At 44.5% G+C, this 20,054-nt stretch carries 22 protein-coding genes; 12 read left to right on the top strand and 10 right to left on the bottom strand.

The genetic code is table 11. From position 1 onward, the window contains the following. Positions 1 to 54 precede the first annotated feature (54 nt). Positions 55 to 525 (bottom strand): Holliday junction resolvase RuvX, encoded by a 471-nt coding sequence (gene ruvX / locus AC0L46_RS07200; protein WP_473506876.1) that lies wholly within the window; start codon positions 523 to 525, stop codon positions 55 to 57. Then, on the bottom strand, positions 525 to 1,097 hold the full coding sequence (locus AC0L46_RS07205) for a YqgE/AlgH family protein (protein WP_414682228.1): 573 nt from the start codon (positions 1,095 to 1,097) through the stop codon (positions 525 to 527). Before AC0L46_RS07205 ends, ruvX begins: the two co-directional genes overlap by 1 nt. A 576-nt stretch (positions 1,098 to 1,673) precedes the next feature. Here AC0L46_RS07205 and AC0L46_RS07210 point away from each other — a divergent pair. After that, positions 1,674 to 2,513 carry a 2OG-Fe(II) oxygenase family protein gene (locus AC0L46_RS07210; protein ID WP_473506878.1) on the top strand — a complete coding sequence of 280 codons (840 nt, stop codon included), beginning with the start codon at positions 1,674 to 1,676 and terminating at the stop codon, positions 2,511 to 2,513. A gap of 93 nt (positions 2,514 to 2,606) precedes the next feature. Here AC0L46_RS07210 and cuyB read toward each other — a convergent pair whose 3' ends face one another. Together cuyB and AC0L46_RS07220 are read right to left on the bottom strand one after the other, a co-directional pair. Then, positions 2,607 to 3,329, bottom strand: coding sequence for a cysteate racemase (cuyB, locus tag AC0L46_RS07215; RefSeq protein WP_473506880.1), 723 nt, complete (start codon positions 3,327 to 3,329; stop codon positions 2,607 to 2,609). A 94-nt stretch (positions 3,330 to 3,423) separates the two neighbouring features. Beyond that, a complete protein-coding gene (locus tag AC0L46_RS07220; RefSeq protein ID WP_473506882.1) occupies positions 3,424 to 4,173 on the bottom strand; it encodes a TSUP family transporter in 750 nt (249 codons plus the stop codon). Between the two features lie 227 nt (positions 4,174 to 4,400). Here AC0L46_RS07220 and AC0L46_RS07225 point away from each other — a divergent pair, with 227 nt between their 5' ends. After that, complete coding sequence (locus AC0L46_RS07225) at positions 4,401 to 5,063, top strand: DsbA family oxidoreductase (RefSeq protein WP_473506884.1); 663 nt, start codon at positions 4,401 to 4,403, stop codon at positions 5,061 to 5,063. A 20-nt stretch (positions 5,064 to 5,083) separates the two neighbouring features. On the opposite strand, the gene AC0L46_RS07230 is transcribed toward AC0L46_RS07225, so the two are convergent. The 5 genes from AC0L46_RS07230 to AC0L46_RS07250 all read right to left on the bottom strand — a co-directional run bounded on the left by AC0L46_RS07230 (position 5,084) and on the right by AC0L46_RS07250 (position 9,117). Then, positions 5,084 to 5,671, bottom strand: coding sequence for a Crp/Fnr family transcriptional regulator (locus AC0L46_RS07230; protein ID WP_473506886.1), 588 nt, complete (start codon positions 5,669 to 5,671; stop codon positions 5,084 to 5,086). Positions 5,672 to 5,680: 9 nt separating this feature from the next. Then, on the bottom strand, positions 5,681 to 6,589 hold the full coding sequence (locus AC0L46_RS07235; RefSeq protein ID WP_473506888.1) for a DMT family transporter: 909 nt from the start codon (positions 6,587 to 6,589) through the stop codon (positions 5,681 to 5,683). Beyond that, positions 6,586 to 7,440 carry an arylamine N-acetyltransferase family protein gene (locus tag AC0L46_RS07240; protein ID WP_473506890.1) on the bottom strand — a complete coding sequence of 285 codons (855 nt, stop codon included), beginning with the start codon at positions 7,438 to 7,440 and terminating at the stop codon, positions 6,586 to 6,588. The genes AC0L46_RS07235 and AC0L46_RS07240 overlap by 4 nt, the downstream gene beginning before the upstream one ends. 148 nt (positions 7,441 to 7,588) lie before the next feature. After that, a complete protein-coding gene (locus AC0L46_RS07245; RefSeq protein ID WP_473506892.1) occupies positions 7,589 to 8,092 on the bottom strand; it encodes a GNAT family N-acetyltransferase in 504 nt (167 codons plus the stop codon). Between the two features lie 23 nt (positions 8,093 to 8,115). Next, positions 8,116 to 9,117: a helix-turn-helix domain-containing protein gene (locus AC0L46_RS07250; RefSeq protein ID WP_414682239.1), complete on the bottom strand. Its 1,002-nt coding sequence runs from the start codon at positions 9,115 to 9,117 to the stop codon at positions 8,116 to 8,118. A 201-nt stretch (positions 9,118 to 9,318) separates the two neighbouring features. Here AC0L46_RS07250 and AC0L46_RS07255 point away from each other — a divergent pair, with 201 nt between their 5' ends. The 5 genes from AC0L46_RS07255 (at position 9,319) to puuE (ending at position 14,467) form a co-directional block, all read left to right on the top strand. Then, a complete protein-coding gene (locus AC0L46_RS07255; protein WP_473506895.1) occupies positions 9,319 to 10,740 on the top strand; it encodes an ethanolamine ammonia-lyase subunit EutB in 1,422 nt (473 codons plus the stop codon). Next, positions 10,737 to 11,579 (top strand): ethanolamine ammonia-lyase subunit EutC, encoded by an 843-nt coding sequence (gene eutC / locus AC0L46_RS07260; RefSeq protein WP_473506897.1) that lies wholly within the window; start codon positions 10,737 to 10,739, stop codon positions 11,577 to 11,579. Before AC0L46_RS07255 ends, eutC begins: the two co-directional genes overlap by 4 nt. A gap of 269 nt (positions 11,580 to 11,848) precedes the next feature. Beyond that, the gene (locus AC0L46_RS07265) at positions 11,849 to 13,204 is read left to right on the top strand and encodes an ammonium transporter (protein WP_473506899.1); all 1,356 of its coding nucleotides are present in this window, start codon (positions 11,849 to 11,851) and stop codon (positions 13,202 to 13,204) included. 2 nt (positions 13,205 to 13,206) lie between these two features. Beyond that, complete coding sequence (locus AC0L46_RS07270; RefSeq protein ID WP_317005804.1) at positions 13,207 to 13,371, top strand: hypothetical protein; 165 nt, start codon at positions 13,207 to 13,209, stop codon at positions 13,369 to 13,371. 166 nt (positions 13,372 to 13,537) lie between these two features. Continuing rightward, a complete protein-coding gene (gene puuE / locus AC0L46_RS07275) occupies positions 13,538 to 14,467 on the top strand; it encodes an allantoinase PuuE (RefSeq protein ID WP_473507117.1) in 930 nt (309 codons plus the stop codon). Positions 14,468 to 14,536: 69 nt separating this feature from the next. Here the strand turns inward: puuE and AC0L46_RS07280 are convergent, their stop codons facing one another. Then, positions 14,537 to 15,370, bottom strand: a complete 834-nt coding sequence (locus AC0L46_RS07280) for a helix-turn-helix domain-containing protein (protein WP_473506901.1) — start codon at positions 15,368 to 15,370, stop codon at positions 14,537 to 14,539. A 254-nt stretch (positions 15,371 to 15,624) separates the two neighbouring features. Here AC0L46_RS07280 and AC0L46_RS07285 point away from each other — a divergent pair, with 254 nt between their 5' ends. From AC0L46_RS07285 to AC0L46_RS07305, 5 genes are read left to right on the top strand one after another with little or no spacing between them, the layout of a single operon-like run. Beyond that, complete coding sequence (locus AC0L46_RS07285; RefSeq protein ID WP_473506903.1) at positions 15,625 to 16,092, top strand: Rossmann-fold NAD(P)-binding domain-containing protein; 468 nt, start codon at positions 15,625 to 15,627, stop codon at positions 16,090 to 16,092. Further along, entirely contained in the window at positions 16,055 to 16,765 is a 711-nt protein-coding gene (locus AC0L46_RS07290) for a tyramine oxidase subunit B (RefSeq protein ID WP_473506905.1), read from the top strand. Before AC0L46_RS07285 ends, AC0L46_RS07290 begins: the two co-directional genes overlap by 38 nt. Positions 16,766 to 16,812: 47 nt before the next feature. Further along, positions 16,813 to 17,232: a RidA family protein gene (locus AC0L46_RS07295; protein WP_473506907.1), complete on the top strand. Its 420-nt coding sequence runs from the start codon at positions 16,813 to 16,815 to the stop codon at positions 17,230 to 17,232. 28 nt (positions 17,233 to 17,260) lie between these two features. After that, positions 17,261 to 18,553: an NAD(P)/FAD-dependent oxidoreductase gene (locus AC0L46_RS07300; protein WP_473506909.1), complete on the top strand. Its 1,293-nt coding sequence runs from the start codon at positions 17,261 to 17,263 to the stop codon at positions 18,551 to 18,553. A 56-nt stretch (positions 18,554 to 18,609) separates the two neighbouring features. Next, entirely contained in the window at positions 18,610 to 19,983 is a 1,374-nt protein-coding gene (locus AC0L46_RS07305; protein ID WP_473506911.1) for an APC family permease, read from the top strand. The last annotated feature ends 71 nt before the right edge of the window (positions 19,984 to 20,054 follow it).

Genomic DNA, 20,054 nt, shown 5'->3' on the forward strand with positions numbered 1-20,054 from the left:
TACCTTACTGATAAAATCACTGTTTCTATGCTGAACAGTCTGTTAATAGATGACTTAAAGAGATTCTGCAAACCAGGTTTCTAGAATCATTTGAGCGGCCAAACCATCGACTGAGTTGTCTTTAAAGTTACGGTTTCCGCCTCGTGCGATCACTTGGCCTTTTGCTTCATAGGATGATAATCGCTCGTCCATCATATGGTAAGGAAGATTAAAACGTCCATGCAACCGTTTGGCAAATTTACGTGCTCTTTGACACATCTCATTTTCATCGCCATCCATATCTAATGGCAATCCTACAACGAAGGCGTCCGGTTTCCATTCTTCAACGATTTTCGCAATGTCATCCCAGTTTGGAATACCATCTTTTGCTTTAATCGGGTCAAGTGGCTGAGCGGTGCCGGTAACGCTCTGACCAATAGCCACTCCCATTCGAGTCGTGCCAAAATCAAAACCCAATACTGAGCGAACAGTATTGGGCTTCTGCTGATTACTTAAAGGCGCTTCTGTCGAGCCTGACGCTGTCATTAACCATGTCCTATATCCGGTGAAAGTCTTGTCATATCAATTCCCAACACTTGAGTCGCTGCGGTAAATTGCATATCACTTGGTGTATGGAATAATACGTCTAAATCCGCTTCACATACCAGCCAATCATTGTTGGCAATTTCAGATTCTAATTGCCCTGCATCCCAGCCCGCACAACCTAATGTGATTCGAAACGCATTAGGCCCGTTGTTTTGAGCAATGTCTTCCAACGCCTCAAGAGAAGCGGATAACGACACTTCGTCTGTCACTTGTAGTGTATTGCTCCATTGTTTATCCGCAGTATGCAAGATGAAACCTTTCTCTGCTTCTACTGGGCCGCCGTGATAAATGGGTTCAGCAGCAAGCAAAGGATTGCTAATTTTCATTTCGAGATGATCAGCTAATTCTGTGAAATCGACTTTTGATGGGCGGTTGATCACAATCCCCATCGCGCCTGCCTCTGTATGCTGACAAAGATAAATAACAGTATGTTCAAAATGTGGGTCGTCTAGGTGTGGCATTGAAATGAGAAAGTAATTTTTAAAAGATTCGAAAGGTACATTCATAGTCATTAACCCTCTTAAATTAGATGAAAACACAAAAAACGTGCTAATTGCCTAAACTTAAAAAGAACTGAGATCTGAACAATTACCGAAGCTTAAGAAGCTTCCTTAACGCAGTGGAACTGATAATGAAGAAGTGTAAAAAAGCCAATCTGAAAAACGATTTGACCAAAACAGTATAGACCAAACTAACGGTAAACCATTCCAAAATATACATTTTTTTACTGACTGGCTTCAAAAAACACACATCAGGCAGTAAACTACCCATACAAACTCAAAATGATGTATTGTTTCTAAAACTTCTATTTTCATGCTTAGGAAACCCAAAATGTCCCTAATTTCATTACAAAGCGCACAAGGAGACTCGATGTTAATCGGGCCACTTGCTCGTCTTAAAATGATGATGTGGGCACAGCATTACCAAGCTGAAACAGTTGATTTACGCTATTTTTTCCACAGCGGCTGGTCTTCTTAACCTCCTTATTTATTGTCTAAAAAAACTCTCTCTGCCTCTTTCATTAGAAGAAGAGGTTTTGCTTTTTAAAAAACAATACTGTCGGCCAAATGGCGACAAAGGAAATGATCATGCAACTACAAGCAATCGACTACACAAGCGCAACTGCTCAAGAAGACTTCGTAAAATCACTTCACGATACTGGCTTTGGCGTTTTAAAAAATCATCCAATCCAAAAAGCCTTAGTCAGTGCGATTTACGCGGAATGGCAAACCTTTTTCGATGACGAATCAAAATACGATTACCGTTATAACGTTGGCACACAAGATGGCTTCTTCCCGCCAGATGTGTCTGAAACAGCCAAAGGCCACACGAAAAAAGACATCAAAGAGTATTTTCACTATTACCCTTGGGGACAATGCCCAGACGCTCAAAAAGCCTTGTTGTCTCAATATTATGCAGAAGCCAATACACTAGCGGCTGAGCTATTAGCTTGGGTGGAAAAACACACGCCAGCCGACATTGCTAAAAACTACACGCAATCTTTATCCAGCATGGTAGATGGCAGCGATCAAACTCTCTTACGAGTGTTACATTACCCACCACTAAAAGGTGATGAAGAGTTAGGTGCAATTCGAGCAGGTGCTCATGAAGACATTAATCTGTTGACCATTTTGCCTTCCGCCAATGAACCGGGCTTACAAGTAAAAGCCAAAGATGGCACTTGGATGGATGTACCATGCGACTTCGGCACCTTGATCGTTAACATCGGTGACATGTTGCAAGAAGCGTCAGCGGGCTACTTTCCTTCTACTTCTCACCGAGTTATCAACCCTGACGGCGCAGACAAGACCAAATCCCGCATTTCTTTGCCGTTGTTTCTGCACCCGAAACCAGAAGTTGTGTTGTCTGACCGCTACACAGCGAAAAGCTATCTGCATGAGCGTTTAGTAGAGCTTGGGGTTATCTAAGACTTAAAACGTCACAACAAAAACGGCTCTTAGTTCATATGTACAAGAACTAAGAGCCGTTTTTTTATTGACCGTTAAAACCGAACCGAAATGTTATTTAGAGGGCAAAGCCTCACTCACAATGCTCTTTGCTAATAAGTCTGATGCGTCGTAAGTCGGTAGCTCTGTGCGTAATTGATCCCCTACTACCGACAATTCAGTACAAGCAATAATAAGACCTTCAGCACCTTGAGCCGCTAAATCTTCAGCTGCTCGATGATAATCAACAAGTTGTTCTGCTGTCTGTTTATTGGCTTTGACCGAGCGAATAAACGCCATCACTTTTTCTTGATGCTCTGGCGCTGGGTACATTACTTCAACATTATGCTTGGCAAACCAAGGCTCGTATAAATAAATAATTTGAAGCGCTGAAGAAGCCAAGAGTCCAATCTTCTTAATATTTGGCTGAGCACTTTTCACATGATCTGCCGTCAATTCAACCATATTCATAAAAGGCACATTCACCGCTTCCGCAATACGCGAATAATAATGATGTGCGGTATTGCATGGCATGGCTAAAAAATCAGCCCCTTGCTCCTCCAAACCTTGCGCCATTTTAATCATGCAAGGTGCTGGATCTTCCCCGTTCCCTTCGATCAAAGCTTTAATACGAGAAGGAATCTTAGGATTGTTATCCACCAATACATGAATATGATCAATATCATCCGTCACAGGTGTCAGGTGAATAATACGGTGCATCAAATCAACGGTCGCCTCAGGTCCCATACCACCGATGATACCAACCACTTTTTCTTTGTTCTTGACCTCATTGGTCATAACCGATTCTCCTTTTATCCTAACGGCGCATATAACCTTGCTGCTTAAAAAGTTACCCAAGAATATCTCTTACTAAATCACAATATAACCATCATCAAAGCAAAGCTTTTACTGACAAACTCACACCCGATAAGAGCAGCAACACAAGAGCAACTTGCTTTATCACCTGAGGCGATATATTCGGCGGATAACGCTTCGCTAATATCGACGTGATAAGAACACAGGGCAACCCTAATACACTTACCCACATCATTGAGGCAGTAATTTGTTCACCCACACCCATAATGGCAATTCGCATTAAAGATGTGATGAAGAACACGCTTAACAAGGTAGCGCGTATAACATTTAGCGCAATTGGCTGACGGTACATTAAATAAGAAATCGGCGGACCAGATGTGGCAAACAAGCCACCAAATATTCCAGAAATACCACCAAACACAAAGTACACCCAAGGACGAGATGCTTCGGCGTCTTTTTTGGGTTTCATTAAGCTCATCAAACAAGCTAAAACAATGCTGATTCCAAGCAAGAGCTGCAACCAATGCAAAGCGTTACTTCCCAAGAAGTTTAACAAGTAAACGCCCGCAGCAATCATGGGCGTCGCCGCTGCAAAATACGCCAGCAGATTTTTCACATTAACCAGTTTCCATACACCGCCATACAAACCAGTGGCCGCGTTTACCATACTTAACACGCTCACAGAAAAAGCAGCAACCTCTAGCGACACCAGAGAAAATAGCCCAGCGACACTCATCACAACCAAACCAAAAGCGAACCCCGTTAGGCTCTGGACATAGCTTCCAACCACAAACGAGAAAAGCAGCCATATAGAAATATCATGCATAGAAAACTCTATTAGAAACAATATGAATGGAATAATTTACGGCACATTAAATCACAAACACCCGAACTAAAGCTCACATAAGTCTTAAGACAAAACTCTTAAAAGAAACATTGCACAGAGTATGCAAATTTCATCCAATCAAAGTGTTAACTTCTCAGCACCCTTTTATTCCCAATCTTTACCCACACTAATATGAATAAATACATTAGACGCCAAGGTCATTGATCATGAAAAACTCATTAGATATACAATTCGTATCCGACATTATGTGCCCTTGGTGCGTGGTTGGACTCGGTAACCTCAACAAAGCCATCGCCGAATTGGAAGACAAAGTAGATGTAAATATCACCTTCCAACCATTCGAGCTGAATCCAACCATGCCAGCAGAAGGCCAAGGTTTCCAAGAACACATCATTGAGAAGTACGGCATTACCAAAGAGCAATCAGACCAAAACCGATCGGCTATCCAAGAACGAGGCAAAGAACTCGACTTTGATTTCAATTTCAATGACGAAAGCCGCATGCGTAACTCTTTCGACGCTCACCGTTTATTGCATTGGGCTAATTTAGAAGGCAAGCAAGCTGAACTAAAAGCCGCTTTATTCAAAGCTCACTTTACTCATAACCAAGACGTTAGTGATTACGCAGTTTTATCTAAAATTGCGGCCAGCGTTGACCTAGACCCAAGCGCGGCAAAAGGCGTATTGGAAAGCGGTCAATACAAGGAAGAAGTAAAAAAACTTGAGCAATTTTGGCAGCAAAACGGCATTAACTCAGTGCCAACCGTTGTGGTGAATAATAAATACGCCATTACTGGCGGCCAACCCGCTGAAAGCTTCAAACAAGCTCTTGAAGAAATCATGGCAAGCGAGTCTAGTTCAGAAGAATAAGCTTGAATTGCTAGCATCGATCAACACAGCTTTAGCTTCTGTCGAATACGGCTTAACGCCACAGGTGTAATGCCAATGTAAGAAGCTATTTGCTGCTGTTGAATGGTGTCTTTTAGCTCTGGGAAGGCAACGCAAAAGTCCAGATATCGACGCTCAGCAGAGTGTTTCATGAACGCACTTTCTCGCTCTTCTTTGCTGATAAAAATCCTTTCTAATAATTTGACGTAAAACTCCAGAAAGTTTTTATCCTCTCGCATTTGCTCATAAAACGCGGCCCAAGGGTAAGACAAAACAATGCTCTCTTCTAACGCTTGAATCCCAAATGATGCCTTTGATTTTGTTACCATAGATTTGGTGGAACCAATAACACTCGAGCCTTTGACAAAGCTTTGGGTAAACTCTTTCCCTTCATCAGACACACTGACATAACGAACCAACCCAGTAGATAAAAAGTAGAAATTGCTCGCAACATCGCCTTGCTGAAAAAGGTAATCCCCTTTAGATACAGCGTGAACCTCTACGGGCAGAGTAAGAATCGATAAATCAATGTCATGCCCTAATCGATTAAAATAGGTCTGCAAACTATTTGTTAATTGGGCTTGCTCCATAAAGTCACTTCACTCTGATTGTTTTCTATCAATTAAAAACAAGGCCACGCCCAAACACAACAACCCAGCAAGAAAGCCCCAATTAAACAAACTGAATACACGAGCATTAGCGACAGAAACAAAAAGCGCCACCCAAACCGGTATTGTATAAGAAAAAGCCAATAATCGACTTGCGCCTACCGCAACCACCAAACGCTGTTGTAGCACGAAGGTAAATAACGTCGTAAATACTGTTAAATATAATCCGTAATACCAAAAGCCACTTGTTTGCCATTGCACCTGCTCTAAGTCTCCCCAGAATAAAGCAATCGGCAACAACCAAATACAGCCAAAAAACATCATCATAAAAGCGCCTGACAAAGCCTCTAGAGATCGCCCCCATTTCTGTACAGACACAACATGCAAGGCCAACAGTACACAAGCACCAATAAAAATAAGGTCGCCTGAATGCCAAGCAAAATCACCAACGGCTTGTGTCGAAAACAACACCAAGATGGCACCACAGGAACCTATGACAAATCCCAAAATACGTAACCACGGCGAGATTTCATGTAACCATACTCTGGCGATAAAAACGCCGATCAAAGGCACCAAAGTATAAAGTACAGACGTATTCAGTGGTGTAGTCGATTGCAATGCGGCAAATAGCCCGATAAAAAAACCAACCAAAGCGCCACTGATAATCACATAATGAAAAACTCGGCGGCGACAAACAAACAGCGCCTTAAACTGATCGCTAACCTTAAGCCCTTTCTTACGCCACCTTACAACAAGAACGCAAAACATAATCAGGCACGCCAAAAAGAAGCGAAACGTCGATGTGGCAATTGGACTCGCGTAACCCACAATAAGACCAGACACAATAAAGGAGGAAGCCATCAACCAAGCCCAAGCCAACAAGGTGATAGTGTGGTTCATAACACGGCCTCAGACTGATCTTCCTTGCTTAATAGCGCCAAGTTATTCGCCAAAAAGCGATCAAACAAATGCTCGGCAATCACCCATTCAATATCCAACCCAAATGTGTTGGTTAATACTTGGTATAAATCGTTAGGCGAAGATAAGACCTGCTTTTTCAGGTTTCCTTGCTGCCTTTCCATTAATTCATGGTTTATCAAAAAGATCGTACGCGACGCGTCTTTTAAGCCAACCATTAAGTTATTCACAAAACCAGCCATTGGATATCGGTGAGAATAGAAGTTACCCGCTAAACAATCTGCATCGGTATAAACCGCCAAGTCAAAACGATACATAGTGTAATAATCGCCTTGCTTCAAAACCTGTAAGTCGTACTCTCCCTCCGGCTTAGCCACAATGCGGTACACATCATTGCCTGACTTTTGCAGTACATCTGGTTGCAGCAGCAAAAGCGTAATCGGACAATCGCCACCAAACCCTGTATCCACCAAATACTGGCGACCTTCATGATTCAATAAAGTGAAGCGATGTGTTCTAGGAACCTCTTGCTCTTGGTTTTTAAGCACACGAGCCATCACCAATTTAACGTCATATCCCAAGGCTTTTAGAAGCTCAAAGGTGAGCTTATTATGTTCAAAGCAATAACCGCCCAAACCACGTTTCACGATTTTCTGGCTAATGTCTTCTAGGTTCAAAGAGATATCTTCTCCCATCACAACAGCCAGACTGTTGAAGCTGTATCGGGCAATATGTGTCGCTTGCAGTGACTCAACAAAACTCATATCTAATGGTGCAGGAATGGCCAAGCCGAGATCTGAAATATAGCTTTGTAAACTTAATGGTAATGACATGCTTTACTCCTTTGATATAACCAATAGGAGCAAAGAATATAGAGGTAAAGGAAGAAAGGAATTAACCTAGGTTAAGCGATATCAATTTACTGCACTTTAAGTGTATTAGACTCATACCACTTATTCAGTGAGATACGAATCTGCTAAATTACCCAATGGCTTTTTCAAGCATTTCAACATCCCAGTATTGATCGAATTTACGGCCTACTTCACGAAACACACCAACAGATTCAAAACCGAACTTCTTATGAATAATAAGCGATGCCTCATTTGGCAAAGTGATTCCAGCATAGGCACGGTGCACATCTTCCGCTTCCAGCCGTTTAAACAATTCTGTGTATAACGCCTTCCCCAACCCTCTGCCTTGTGTGTTTGGCTTTAAGTAAATACTTACTTCGACCGAAGTTTCATAGGCTTGCTTAACTTTATATTGGGCACTGCAAGCATAACCAAGGACTTCTCCCGCTTCTTCTACAACCAACAGTTGATGCCTACCAGTCGGGGCAAATTGTGAAAACCAGGCACTTCGGCTTTCTACTGTATAAGGCTTGATATCAAATGTTGTTGCCGTATTTGCGATGTAATAATTATAGAGATCAGTTAAAGCGGTTAAATCGTCAATAACCCCTGTACGAATTTGAAATCTGTTCATTGAGTTTCTTCTCTTTTATCTGACTACATTTGCCACTCTAGTGTTTGAGAGGGTTGTTCGCCAAAAAGCTGTTTATAGTCTTTTGAAAATTGGCTTAAATGCCAAAACCCCCATTGCGAAGCAATGCTGCTCACGGTTTCTGAATCTTGAGCGCTTTTGTTTACTTGTATCAAGGCTCGCCTAACACCGTTTAATCGGCTCATTCTCAAGTATTGAATCGGGCTGATGCCTAGAATACTTTCAAAGCTATATTGCAAGGTTCGGCGGCTCACATTGGTAATCTCGCACAGTTGCGTCACAGTCACAGGCTCGTCCAAATGGGAATCCAAAAACTGCCGGACACAATCCACTACTTTTTTACGATGATGATAACTTTGTGTTTTTGCAGGCTGCGGGGTTTCTACTTTCAGGATCTCTAACAACGCCATCATGACAATATCGTGCTGTAGTCTTGGCGGTGTCGCTTGATATTGAACAGAAGCTGAACCCTCTGATACATCATGACCCGACAACAAACGCGCCAGTAAAAAACGAACATCGGCCAAGGTCTTATCTGGCACACCAAGCCGACCATGCTCAATAAATTCACGCCAGTTTAGATCCACACCATGAACATCCGCCATTTTCATTAAGGTAAATTTATCCACCACCAAACCATACAAATCGTAATCTTGGGGTGTCGATAACTGAAAATCACAGCCACCAGGACGACACATGATGGTGTCAGGCCGAATACTCAAACCATTAATTCGGCTTTCCTCTTGGTTTGCCTGAGGAATACCTAACCAGACAGAATCCGGCCAGACAACGCACTTTTGCTGCAAAGCCTGACTTGTGTGTTCACAAAAGACCTGTAAATCCTCAAAAGGCAGCTCAACAATACGACCATAAAAGCTGCCGCAGCTGGTTTGATCGTATTCCTGCTGCCAATTAGTTAAATTCCCTGCATGTAGGTCTGCATCATGTGCTTCCGAGACTCGTGAAAAAAAGCCCTCTTTTTGTGCATCATTTGCCATATCCAACATAACAATACCTATTTCTGTACTCTGCCTTCGAAAATCATCAAGCGTTTAACTCTAACTTATTGATATTTATAAAATAGTAATTTTGCCAATATTCGATAACCGCTTTGCATGATTTTCCGTAAAGTGAATAAGAAGCAAGTCCTATGCCTTTACGAACAATGGCAATTTAACAACGACAAACACATTGGTACGAGAAACATTATGAGCAATCCACATTCTACTTTTCAATTTCGTCACATTGTGGGAGAGCGCACTTTTGGATTTGTCGATCTAGCCGAGTTAATGGCCAAAGCCACACCAGCTCGTTCGGGAGATCGTTTGGCCGGAGTCGCGGCGCAAAGTGCCGAAGAACGAGCCATCGCACAAATCACACTGGCCGACGTACCTCTAAAGCTTTTCCTTGAGCAAACGCTCATACCTTACGAAAAAGACGAAATCACTCGCCTCATCATAGACGAGCATGACAAACAGGCTTTCGCGCCTATCTCTCATTTAACGGTTGGCGGTTTTCGTGACTGGCTGTTAAGTGATTTGGCAACACCAGAAGTTTTGAGCAGTGTTCGCCAAGGCATCACACCAGAAATGGCCGCTGCGGTGAGTAAAATCATGCGCAATCAAGACCTCATTTTGATCGCGAAGAAATGCCATGTGAAAACAGCTTTCCGCAATACCATTGGTTTGCCGGGGCATTTATCCACACGCTTACAACCTAATCACCCAACGGACGATTTAACCGGCATCGCCGCCAGTATGTTAGACGGTTTACTGTACGCCAATGGCGATGCGGTAATTGGCATCAACCCAGCCACAGACAACGTACAGCAAGCCACTCGACTGATCAAAATGATGGACGAAGTCATCCAGCATTATGAAATTCCGACGCAATCTTGTGTACTGACTCACGTTACCAACACCATTGAATGCATTGACCAAGGCGCGCCAGTGGACTTGGTGTTTCAATCCATCGGCGGTACTCAAGCCACTAACGACAGCTTTGGTTTCAACCTTGCGAATCTCGCCGAAGCCCAAGACGCAGCTTTATCTCTAAATAGAGGCACGGTCGGCAATAACGTCATGTACTTTGAAACTGGCCAAGGCAGTGCTCTCTCAGCCAATGCGCACCACGGTTTAGACCAACAAACCTGTGAAACTCGCGCTTATGCGGTTGCTCGGAAATTCAATCCACTCTTAGTAAATACGGTTGTCGGCTTTATCGGCCCAGAATATTTGTACGACGGCAAAGAAATCACACGAGCGGGTTTAGAAGACCACTTCTGTGGAAAATTACTTGGTTTACCAATGGGTTGTGACGTGTGTTACACCAATCACGCAGAAGCCGACCAAAACGATATGGACAACTTATTGACGCTGCTAGGCGTGGCTGGTTGCACCTTTATTATGGGCATTCCTGGCTCCGACGACATTATGTTGAATTATCAAACCACTTCCTTTCACGATGCCTTGTACGCTCGTCGCGCTTTAGGGCTGAAACCTGCGCCAGAATTCGACGCTTGGCTCGCGAAAATGGAAATCTTCAAAAATAACGAGCAATTCACTCTAAACCACCAATTACCTGATGCTTTCCATCAATCACTTAATCGCATCATTGGAGGCCGCTCATGAGCAAAATCACAGAAACACACGAAGAAGCGGTCACTGAAAACCCGTGGCGCAAGCTAAACGCCTTTACTGATGCTCGTGTAGGCTTAGGCCGATCTGGCGTGAGTGTGCCAACATCGCATTTATTGGCATTTCAACTAGCGCACGCTCAAGCCATTGACGCGGTGCATACGCAACTCGACGTAACTCAATTATCCAAGAGCATTATGGAGCAGGATTGGGCTCCTGACTGCGCTCCCCTAGAACTGCACAGTCGCGCGACGGATCGCGCAACCTATTTACAGCGCCCAGATTATGGTCGCCTTCTTGATGAAGCTTCTGCCAACAAGCTCGAAAAATACAAAGCACCATCGTCCGATGCTTATGATCTTGCGATTGTCGTGGTTGATGGATTGTCCTCTCTGGCGATTGAACAAAACACCTTACCTTTCTTAAAAGAACTTTTTCACCAACTGGACAAAACAAGCTCCCCAAATTGGAACATCGCCCCAATTTGTATCACTCAACAAGGGCGAGTTGCCATTGGCGACGACATTTGCGAGCGCTTAAACGCCAACTGTGTGCTTGTATTGATCGGTGAGCGTCCTGGTTTGAGTTCACCAGACAGTTTGGGCTTATACCTCACTTGGCAAGGCAAAGTTGGACTAACGGACGCGTTTCGAAACTGCATATCCAATGTTCGACCAGCAGGCTTAAATTATCCCGAAGCCGCCCACAAAGCCCATTATTTACTGACAGAAGCGCGAAATCTCAAGTTATCTGGCGTCAAATTAAAAGACAGATCAGATAACAACATCATCGATCATGACAACGAAGAATCGTCGCTATTCTTAACGCCATAGCATTCTTCACAAGTGAAAATTGGTTTCGCTGGCAAATTTTATGAAAGAAATGTCAGCGTAAGACAAAAAATGGGTATAGATATTGCCCCTTACAAAATAATGACACTTCATCAGCCTACAAAAATAGGCTGGTTGTAAGTGACATAAAGAGCATGGAAAGGTGAAAACATAAACAGCACGAAGAGGCTGTATTTAAGGGAAAAAACTACTTAACGTAGTCACTATATAAAAAACTTAAATTATTTTATTTCACAATAAGGAACATAATCATGGCGACAGAAACTCCGACGCTAGAATCCCTCCAAGCGACGCTCGATGCGCAGCAGGCGGTATTCAGCATGCATCAAGCGATGAACGTAGAAGTCTTTTATTGGTGGTGTACAGCCATCATGGTGATGATTCACGCAGGCTTCTTGGCTTATGAAATGGGCGCTTCTCGTAGTAAAAACGCATTGGCCGCAGGTGTTAAGAACATTCTCGCACTCGCTGTCATCATTCCAACTTTCTACCTATTTGGCTGGTGGATTTATAACGCATTCCCTGGTGGCTTCATCCCTGCAGATGCCTCTTACGCTCTTCCATGGTCACAAAGCATGGGACCAGACGTACAAGACATGGGGTCTGGTATCTTCTGGGCGGCCTTCGCATTATTTGGTGCGACAACAGGTTCCATTCTTTCCGGTGCCGTTATCGAACGTATCCGAGTTAGTGCTTTCTTAATCCTTGCTATCCTACTTGGTAGCGTTGTTTGGATTCTAGCTGGCGCTTGGGGCTGGCACCCAGGCGGTTGGATGCTGACTAAGTTTGGTTACCATGATGTTGGTGCTTCTGGTGTCGTTCACGCTATCGCTGGTTTCTTCACATTAGGTGTTCTAATTAACTTAGGGCCTCGTGTTGGTAAATTTGTCAAAGGTGTTCCTCAGCAAATCAAAGCGCATAACCTACCAATGACGCTAATTGGTTTGATGATGATCATCTTCGGTTTCTTCGGCTTCCTAGGCGGCTGTATCATCTTTAACGGTGGTGAAACTGGATGGACAACTATCTACGGCACTCCAACTAACTTATCTGCTTTCGCCTTCAACACGCTAATGGGCTTCGCTGGTGGTGTTATTGGTTGTTACATCGCAACTCGCGACCCTTTCTGGACTATGTCTGGTGGCCTTGTCGGTATCATTTCCGTTGCAGCTGGTTTGGATTTATACGATCCAGGTTTGGCTTTCATCATCGCAATCTGTGTTAGCTTCATTGCTGTTGCAGCTGCGAAGAAATTGGAAAAAATGGGCATCGATGATGCTGTTGGCGCGGTTGGTGTACACGGTGTAACTGGTTTCGTTGCTGTTATTCTTGTTGGTGTATTCGCTGGCGGAACACCAAACGTAGATGGCAACCCAGCAATCAGCCTATACGGTCAAACTATCTGTGCAATCGCTATTGCGGTTCTAGGTTTTGTACCTGGTTATGTCGTGTCTTTGATCTTGAAAAAATGCAACGTACTACGCGTTCCAACAAATGTTGAAGACCTTGGTCTTGATGAAGTTGAAATTCTGGCTCACCCTTACCCAGAAACTGTTCCATCAAGCAAAAACACAACTACTGACGACTTAGCGACTACAGGAGCTTAATTATGGGTACTTCTATTACTACTTGGGAAAATGTATCTGCATACTTTACCTTTGCTGATAGCCCTATGATGTTAGGACTGTTTAGCGCAGGTGTTGCAGTGATCCTTATCGCTTTAATTCGCTTCATCATGAAACACGAAAAAGAAGCGTTTGAAAGCCACGAATAAGTAAATTCAGCGTTTAAAAAGCCCCGCATTTTTATCGTAAAAATGCGGGGCTTTTTTGCTCTCAACAATCAGAAAAATCCCTTATCGAAATCGGCTTAGCCTTATAGCTATATGGTAAGCTATCTCTCATTATTCCATGGCTATATCAAGAGTTGAGATTATGACTATGAAACATTATTTAGAACGAGATTACGCAGGCTACGGCCGCCAACAACCTCACGCAAATTGGCCAAACAACGCCAAAATCGCAGTGCAGTTTGTTTTAAACTTTGAAGAAGGTGGTGAAAATTGCGTTCTTCATGGTGACGAACATTCAGAAACCTTTTTGTCCGAAATCTTTGGCGCGCAGCCTTATAAAGACCGCCACATGAGTATGGAATCTTTATACGAATATGGTTCCCGCTCTGGCGTGTGGCGTATTCTCAACGAGTTTGAACGCCGCGATTTGCCTCTGACCATATTTGCCGTATCCACCGCTTTGCAACGTAATCCAGAGGTTGCAAAAGCCATTGTCGACGCCAATCATGAAATCGTTTGCCACGGTTTAAAATGGATTCATTACCAAGACATGAGCATCGAGCAAGAGCGCGAACACATGCAGCAGGCGCTCGACATGATAGAGCAAGTGACGGGCGTGAAACCAAGCGGTTGGTACACAGGACGCGACTCCCCAAACACCCGCGCGTTGGTCGCAGAGCAACCTCAGCTAAAATACGACTCCGATAACTATGGCGACGACTTGCCTTACTGGGTTGAAGTACCACATCATGAAGACGCAACGAAAACGAAACCGCACCTGATTGTGCCTTACACGCTCGACTGCAACGACATGAAATTTTCTTCACCTTACGGTTTCAGTCATGGCGACGAGTTCTTCCAGTATTTAAAAGACAACTTTGATTGTTTATATGAGGAAGGCGCAACCGCACCGAAAATGATGTCCATCGGCATGCACTGTCGAACATTGGGTAAACCTAGCCGCTTCATGGCGCTAAAGCGTTTCCTAGATTACATACAATCTCATGACGATGTGTGGATTACACGACGTGGCGACATTGCAGATCATTGGATAGAAAATCATCCGCCACAAAGTTAAGTCATAAAAAAAACAGACGTGTTGGGCACTGATCTAGTGCAAACGAGGAGATGATTGAGCTTTTTTAGCTCACAGATATTGTATTCGTTTCAAATAGGTTTCGTGCTTAACACGGTTTAAATAATCCAATGGCGTCGCATTAACCAGCTTTTTAAATTCTCGCTGGAAATGTGCTTGGTCGCTAAACCCGAGATCACACGCCAAGTCTGAAAACGTCACACCATCGCCGTGGTTAATGTCATAAACCGCCGATTGGCAGCGAATAATACGACTAAACGCCTTAGGTGACATGCCCATATCCGCACGAAACTGACGCTGCAATGTTCTCGATGTGTAGCCAGTTAATTCTTCCAATTCATTAACGCGAATTGTGCCATGACTTTCACAAATACTGCGTAACGCCTGCGAGGTTAAATCGGAAGGTTGTCGAATGTCTTCGGCTTCAAAGAACGAGCCAAACAATTCAGTCTGTTCCGTGAAACTGGAACTGCTGATGACCTCTTCAAACATTTGATTTGCTTGAGGAACAAGGTCTAGCAAGCGGTAATGGTGATCAATTAAATCCCCTGCAGAAACGCGTAAAAAATCTGGCATGGCACCAGAGACAAAGCGCACACCAAAATAACGATTTCCTTTATTCAGCTCCACATTCACCGCCGCCGTTGGCGTGCCAAACACTTCTGCACTAGGACGACTTTCATCGCAATCAAAGAGGATATCAATACAGCCATCTGGGATGACAAAGGTCTGCTCTTCTGAGGATTTTGATTCAAAGCTATAAAAGTGAGAAATGGCAGGATGATCCGATCCTGAAAGCGAAAATTTCTCTGCCGCACTCAACACCAACCAAGGCTGTTTCGAGCGAATACCCGCCAAATAACTGATCAAAGGTGAATGTGACATTAAGCTAACCTGCCTTAAAAAAGATCGAATATCTCCGATCTTCTGCAAACAGAGTGCCAAATAAACCAATCCACCATTTGTAAACAAATTGTTATGTCATGTCGCAAAAGTTCAATACGGATGTTTTTTGAGTGTCTAGGATCGAAATCATCCGCTATGGACTCGAACGGCATTTGTCAGAATTTTCTTTGTTTTCAAACCGTTTCGATTCGTAGCTTGATCAAAAAACGCTACTCAATTCTTAAGGAGATGTTATGTCAGAAAGTACTAAGATCGATTTTATCTACCTATCAGAACCCGACATGATCAAAGCGGGTGTGACCAACATGCCCGGCTGTGTCGACACAATGGAAGAAATGTTCGTTTTATTGCACAAAGGCGACTACCGCATGGCTGGCCCGAACAGTGATTCTCACGGCGCCATGGTGACCTTCCCAGACGAATCGCCTTTTCCAACCATGCCAAAGCCAACCGCTGATCGCCGTTTGATGGCGATGCCTGCGTACCTTGGCGGTGATTTTCAAACCTGTGGCGTGAAATGGTATGGTTCTAACATCGCGAACCGCGAAAAAGGCTTACCGCGTTCCATTTTGATGTTCATCTTAAACGACATCGATACGGGCGCACCTCTGGCGTACATGTCTGCAAACTTATTATCTGCTTACCGCACTGGCGCTATTCCTGGTGTGGGCGCACGACATTTGGCACGAAAAAGACTCTAAAGTCATTGGCTTGCTTGGGCCGGGCGTGATGGGCAAAACCTCAGTGGCTGCGTTTATGGCCGCTTGCCCAGAAATCGACACACTCAAAATCAAAGGGCGCGGACAAAAAAGCCTTGATGACTTCGTCAGTTGGACAAAGAACACCTTCCCAGAAATCACCAATATTCAAGTGGTCGACTCAATCGAAGCCGTCGTTCGGGATTCAGACATCGTCACTTACTGTAATTCAGGTGAAGTGGGCGATCCTTCCACTTATCCAATCGTAAAACGTGAATGGGTAAAAGCCGGCACTTTCTTGGCGATGCCAGCAAGTTGCAGCTTGGACGATGGCATGAGTGGCGACGACGTTCGTAAAGTGCTCGACAGCAGAGGATTGTACGAAGCCTGGTACGAAGAAGTACCTAAACCCGCACACAATGTTATCCCTCTTGTTGGTATGCGTTTCATGGACATGATCGAAGAAGGCGCCATGACCAAAGAGCAACTTGAAGACCTTACAGACATTGTGGCAGGTGCCGCGCCAGCTCGCCAAAACGACGACGAAATCATCATTCTATCGGTCGGCGGCATGCCAGTAGAAGACGTGGCTTGGGCCACCAAGATCTACCGTAATGCATTAGAAAAAGGCATTGGCGTGACTCTAAACCTATGGGAAACCCCAGAACTTAAATAAACATCAAACCTATTCACACTCTTTATTGACTAAGAACTGGAAAAAACATGACGACCATTACCAAAGTAAAAACAGGCTCAAAATTCGAAGAGATTGGCAGCTATTCACGCCTTGTTGCCGTCGATAACTGGATCTTTGTTTCCAATACCGCAGGTCGTAATCCTGACACCAAGGAAATCCCAACGGATGTCATTGAGCAAACGGAGCAAGTATTTAGAAACATCGAATCCGCTCTTCAAGCAGTAGACGCTTCATTGGAAGATGTGGTGATGTCGCGAGTTTTCATTCAAGACCCTGCAGACACGCACACAGTAATGGAATACATAGGTTCAAAATTCCACGGCATTGACCCAGCAACAACCGTGACATGCCCGCCTCTTGGTTCCAACACCTACAAGGTGGAACTGGAAGTAACGGCTTACAAAGGCGCTTCTTCCGCGAACGTGCAGAAAATCAACCTCGCTTAATACCGCCTTTAGCTTAGGAGTTCACCTGATGACCAAGACGCTTGAGAAAGTACACACCACTGACCAACTGCCTGAATCCACCACTGTTGTCATTATCGGCGGCGGCATTGTTGGCGTTACCGCCGCTCTGACACTAGCAGAACGCAACATTCCGGTTGTGCTAATTGAGAAGGGCCATATTGCAGGTGAACAGTCTTCCCGAAATTTGGGTTGGATTCGTAAAACCAGCCGACACGCTGACGATGTGCCTCTTGCCTTAGCGGCAGACAAGCTTTGGGCGGAGATGCCAGAACGCATCGGTAAAGACGTTGGCTACAAGCAAGCTGGCATTATGTTCTTAGCCAAAACAGAAGAACAAATGGCCATGCATGAAGCTTGGATCAAGTCTGTTGAGTCACTTTCTTTGGACTCAAAGATGCTGAGCAAACAAGAGATTGATGAGTCCGTTCCCGGCGGTAAAGGCGATTGGGCTGGCGGGATTTATACGCCTTCTGACGGCCGTGCTGAACCTTCCATTGCCGCCAGCGCCATTGCCCAAGCGGCGATCAACAAAGGCGCCATCATCATTCAACATTGCGCAGTGCGAACCTTATCGACAACCGGAGGCAAGGTCAGTGGTGTGGTCACTGAGAAAGGCGAGATTCGCTGTGAGCAAGTTCTGCTTGCAGGCGGTGCTTGGTCACGACGCTTCTTAGGCAACCTTGGTGTTTCCTTACCGACCTTGCCTTTAGTGTGCTCTGTGATGAGAACCAAGCCAATGGAAGGCCCAACCGACATCGCCGTTGGCGGGCCAGATTTTTCGTTTCGTAAACACCAAGACGGTGGCTTCATTGTGACGCAACGGGGCGCTTTGGATGCGCCCCTGACATTGGATCATTTATTAATTGGCTGGCGTTATTTGAGTCAATTACGAGCGCAGTACAGCTTTTTAAGGCCTTCTCTAGGCAAAGCGTTTGTCAAAGATCTTGGTGTCGCAAGACGCTGGAAAGCCAATGAGGTTTCGCCATTTGAAAAGATTCGCGTGAATGATCCAGCTGTGAACCCAAGCCTCAACCAAGAAGCCTTCACCAACCTTTGTAACGCTTGGCCTGTTTTTAATAACGCAGAAATAGACGAAGAATGGGCTGGCATCATTGATGTCACTCCAGACTCCAATCCTGTTATAGACAAAATAAAAGCGATTCCAGGCCTCACGGTCGCAACAGGATTCTCAGGACATGGATTTGGCACAGGACCCGCCGCTGGGCAATTGGCCGCAGACCTTGTGTCTGGCGATGAGCCCATTATCGACCCAAGCCCTTATCGGTTTGATCGACTCTAAAATCATAAAAAAGCTATAAGAACCATAAAAACCACTCTCATAAGAGGAACAAATACATGAGCGATATTCAGAATTCAGCGTCTTCGGCTGCGAATAAAAAGATAGGTTTTGTGACCATGATGGCCATTTGTGTGGGGTTAGTTATCGCACAAGGCGTGATGATTTCAGCCCTGCAAGGCATTGGTATTGGCGGCATGACGTTTATCTTCGCCATGATCATCGCACTGATTCTGGCGCAATTTAATGCCATGAGCTTTGCGGAACTGTCATTGATGTTTCCACAAGAAGGCACATTGGCTACTTACACACAAAAGGCCATTGGTCATTTTCCTGCCATTGTCTCTGTGTTTGCAGGCTATGTTGTTGTCGCGCTTTTAGCGATACCTGTAGAGATGTTCTTAGTTGATGCCATTCTAGGTGAACTCTTCCCTGGGTTACTGCCTGAAAAAGTCGCACCGCTATTAATCTTGGGCCTTTTCACTATTACGAACTTGATCGGCACGGATGTCTTTGCCAAGGTGCAAAATCTATTGGCGTTTGTTCTTGTTACGGCATTAATCATCACAGGCGCAACCGCCATCAGCAGTGGTTTGCAATCACCTCAAACACTCGCAGGTACGCCTGTTGACTGGAGCTTCGATGGCGTATTAAACGGCAGTGTCATTGGTTTAGTTGGCTTGGCCCTTTGGACCATGGTCGGTGTTGAATTTATTTGCCCACTGATCAATGACGTGAAAAATCCAAACAAGAACATTCCTCGTGCTATGCACTTGTCCTTGTTCATTATTTTCACCATCTTCGTGGCTTTCGCTTATGGTGCAAGCCTACTAATGGATGTGGAAAGTATCATGGGATCACCACTGCCTTTCATTGATTATGCCAATGCTGTGTTCGGCAAAAGCGGTTTGATCATTGCGGCGGTTATGGCAGTGACAGCCACTTGCAGTACGATGAATACTATTTTGTCTGCTGTGCCAAAAATGCTTCAAGGCATGGCGGAAAACAAACAAGCCTTCCCTCAATTAAAAATCACCAACAAGCATAATGTGCCTTGGGTTGGGACCTTGATGATGGCCGTTGGCATTATGATTCCATTCTTCATTTTCGGTATCGATGCCTTGATTCCATTAATCATTGCCGCAACAACCAGCTGGTTATTGGCTTACTGTGTGGCGCATATCGATGTGATCGTGTTGCGTAAGCGTTTACCGAATCAAGAACGTCCTTACAAAACACCTTTCTACCCTGTACCTCAAATCTTAGGGATTGCAGGCATGCTGTATGTGGCGGCGAATAACTCTCCAGCACCAGAAATGACTCAGCTTGTTTACACCATTGCAGGCAGCATTTTATTGGTTCTTAGCGTTATTGGCGCACTTTGGGTCAAGTTGTACATGAAACGTGGCTTGTTTGAACCAGACATGAGCTAACACATAAAAGAGTCTTTCTTTAGGTGCCAATCTTCAAACAGAAGGTTGGCACCTTTTACTTTATTCTTTTA

The organism is Marinomonas sp. 15G6-16, assembly GCF_055809555.1.

Coding starts and splice junctions, on each gene's coding strand:
- AC0L46_RS07245 (WP_473506892.1), bottom strand. CDS start 8,092: ATGAACAGATTTCAAATTCGTACAGGGGTTATTGACGATTTAACCGCT.
- AC0L46_RS07305 (WP_473506911.1), top strand. CDS start 18,610: ATGAGCGATATTCAGAATTCAGCGTCTTCGGCTGCGAATAAAAAGATA.
- AC0L46_RS07265 (WP_473506899.1), top strand. CDS start 11,849: ATGGCGACAGAAACTCCGACGCTAGAATCCCTCCAAGCGACGCTCGAT.
- AC0L46_RS07250 (WP_414682239.1), bottom strand. CDS start 9,117: ATGTTGGATATGGCAAATGATGCACAAAAAGAGGGCTTTTTTTCACGA.
- AC0L46_RS07225 (WP_473506884.1), top strand. CDS start 4,401: ATGAAAAACTCATTAGATATACAATTCGTATCCGACATTATGTGCCCT.
- ruvX (WP_473506876.1), bottom strand. CDS start 525: ATGACAGCGTCAGGCTCGACAGAAGCGCCTTTAAGTAATCAGCAGAAG.
- cuyB (WP_473506880.1), bottom strand. CDS start 3,329: ATGACCAATGAGGTCAAGAACAAAGAAAAAGTGGTTGGTATCATCGGT.
- AC0L46_RS07300 (WP_473506909.1), top strand. CDS start 17,261: ATGACCAAGACGCTTGAGAAAGTACACACCACTGACCAACTGCCTGAA.
- puuE (WP_473507117.1), top strand. CDS start 13,538: ATGAAACATTATTTAGAACGAGATTACGCAGGCTACGGCCGCCAACAA.
- AC0L46_RS07230 (WP_473506886.1), bottom strand. CDS start 5,671: ATGGAGCAAGCCCAATTAACAAATAGTTTGCAGACCTATTTTAATCGA.
- AC0L46_RS07270 (WP_317005804.1), top strand. CDS start 13,207: ATGGGTACTTCTATTACTACTTGGGAAAATGTATCTGCATACTTTACC.
- eutC (WP_473506897.1), top strand. CDS start 10,737: ATGAGCAAAATCACAGAAACACACGAAGAAGCGGTCACTGAAAACCCG.
- AC0L46_RS07210 (WP_473506878.1), top strand. CDS start 1,674: ATGCAACTACAAGCAATCGACTACACAAGCGCAACTGCTCAAGAAGAC.
- AC0L46_RS07240 (WP_473506890.1), bottom strand. CDS start 7,440: ATGTCATTACCATTAAGTTTACAAAGCTATATTTCAGATCTCGGCTTG.
- AC0L46_RS07285 (WP_473506903.1), top strand. CDS start 15,625: ATGTCAGAAAGTACTAAGATCGATTTTATCTACCTATCAGAACCCGAC.
- AC0L46_RS07255 (WP_473506895.1), top strand. CDS start 9,319: ATGAGCAATCCACATTCTACTTTTCAATTTCGTCACATTGTGGGAGAG.
- AC0L46_RS07295 (WP_473506907.1), top strand. CDS start 16,813: ATGACGACCATTACCAAAGTAAAAACAGGCTCAAAATTCGAAGAGATT.
- AC0L46_RS07205 (WP_414682228.1), bottom strand. CDS start 1,097: ATGACTATGAATGTACCTTTCGAATCTTTTAAAAATTACTTTCTCATT.
- AC0L46_RS07220 (WP_473506882.1), bottom strand. CDS start 4,173: ATGCATGATATTTCTATATGGCTGCTTTTCTCGTTTGTGGTTGGAAGC.
- AC0L46_RS07280 (WP_473506901.1), bottom strand. CDS start 15,370: ATGTCACATTCACCTTTGATCAGTTATTTGGCGGGTATTCGCTCGAAA.
- AC0L46_RS07235 (WP_473506888.1), bottom strand. CDS start 6,589: ATGAACCACACTATCACCTTGTTGGCTTGGGCTTGGTTGATGGCTTCC.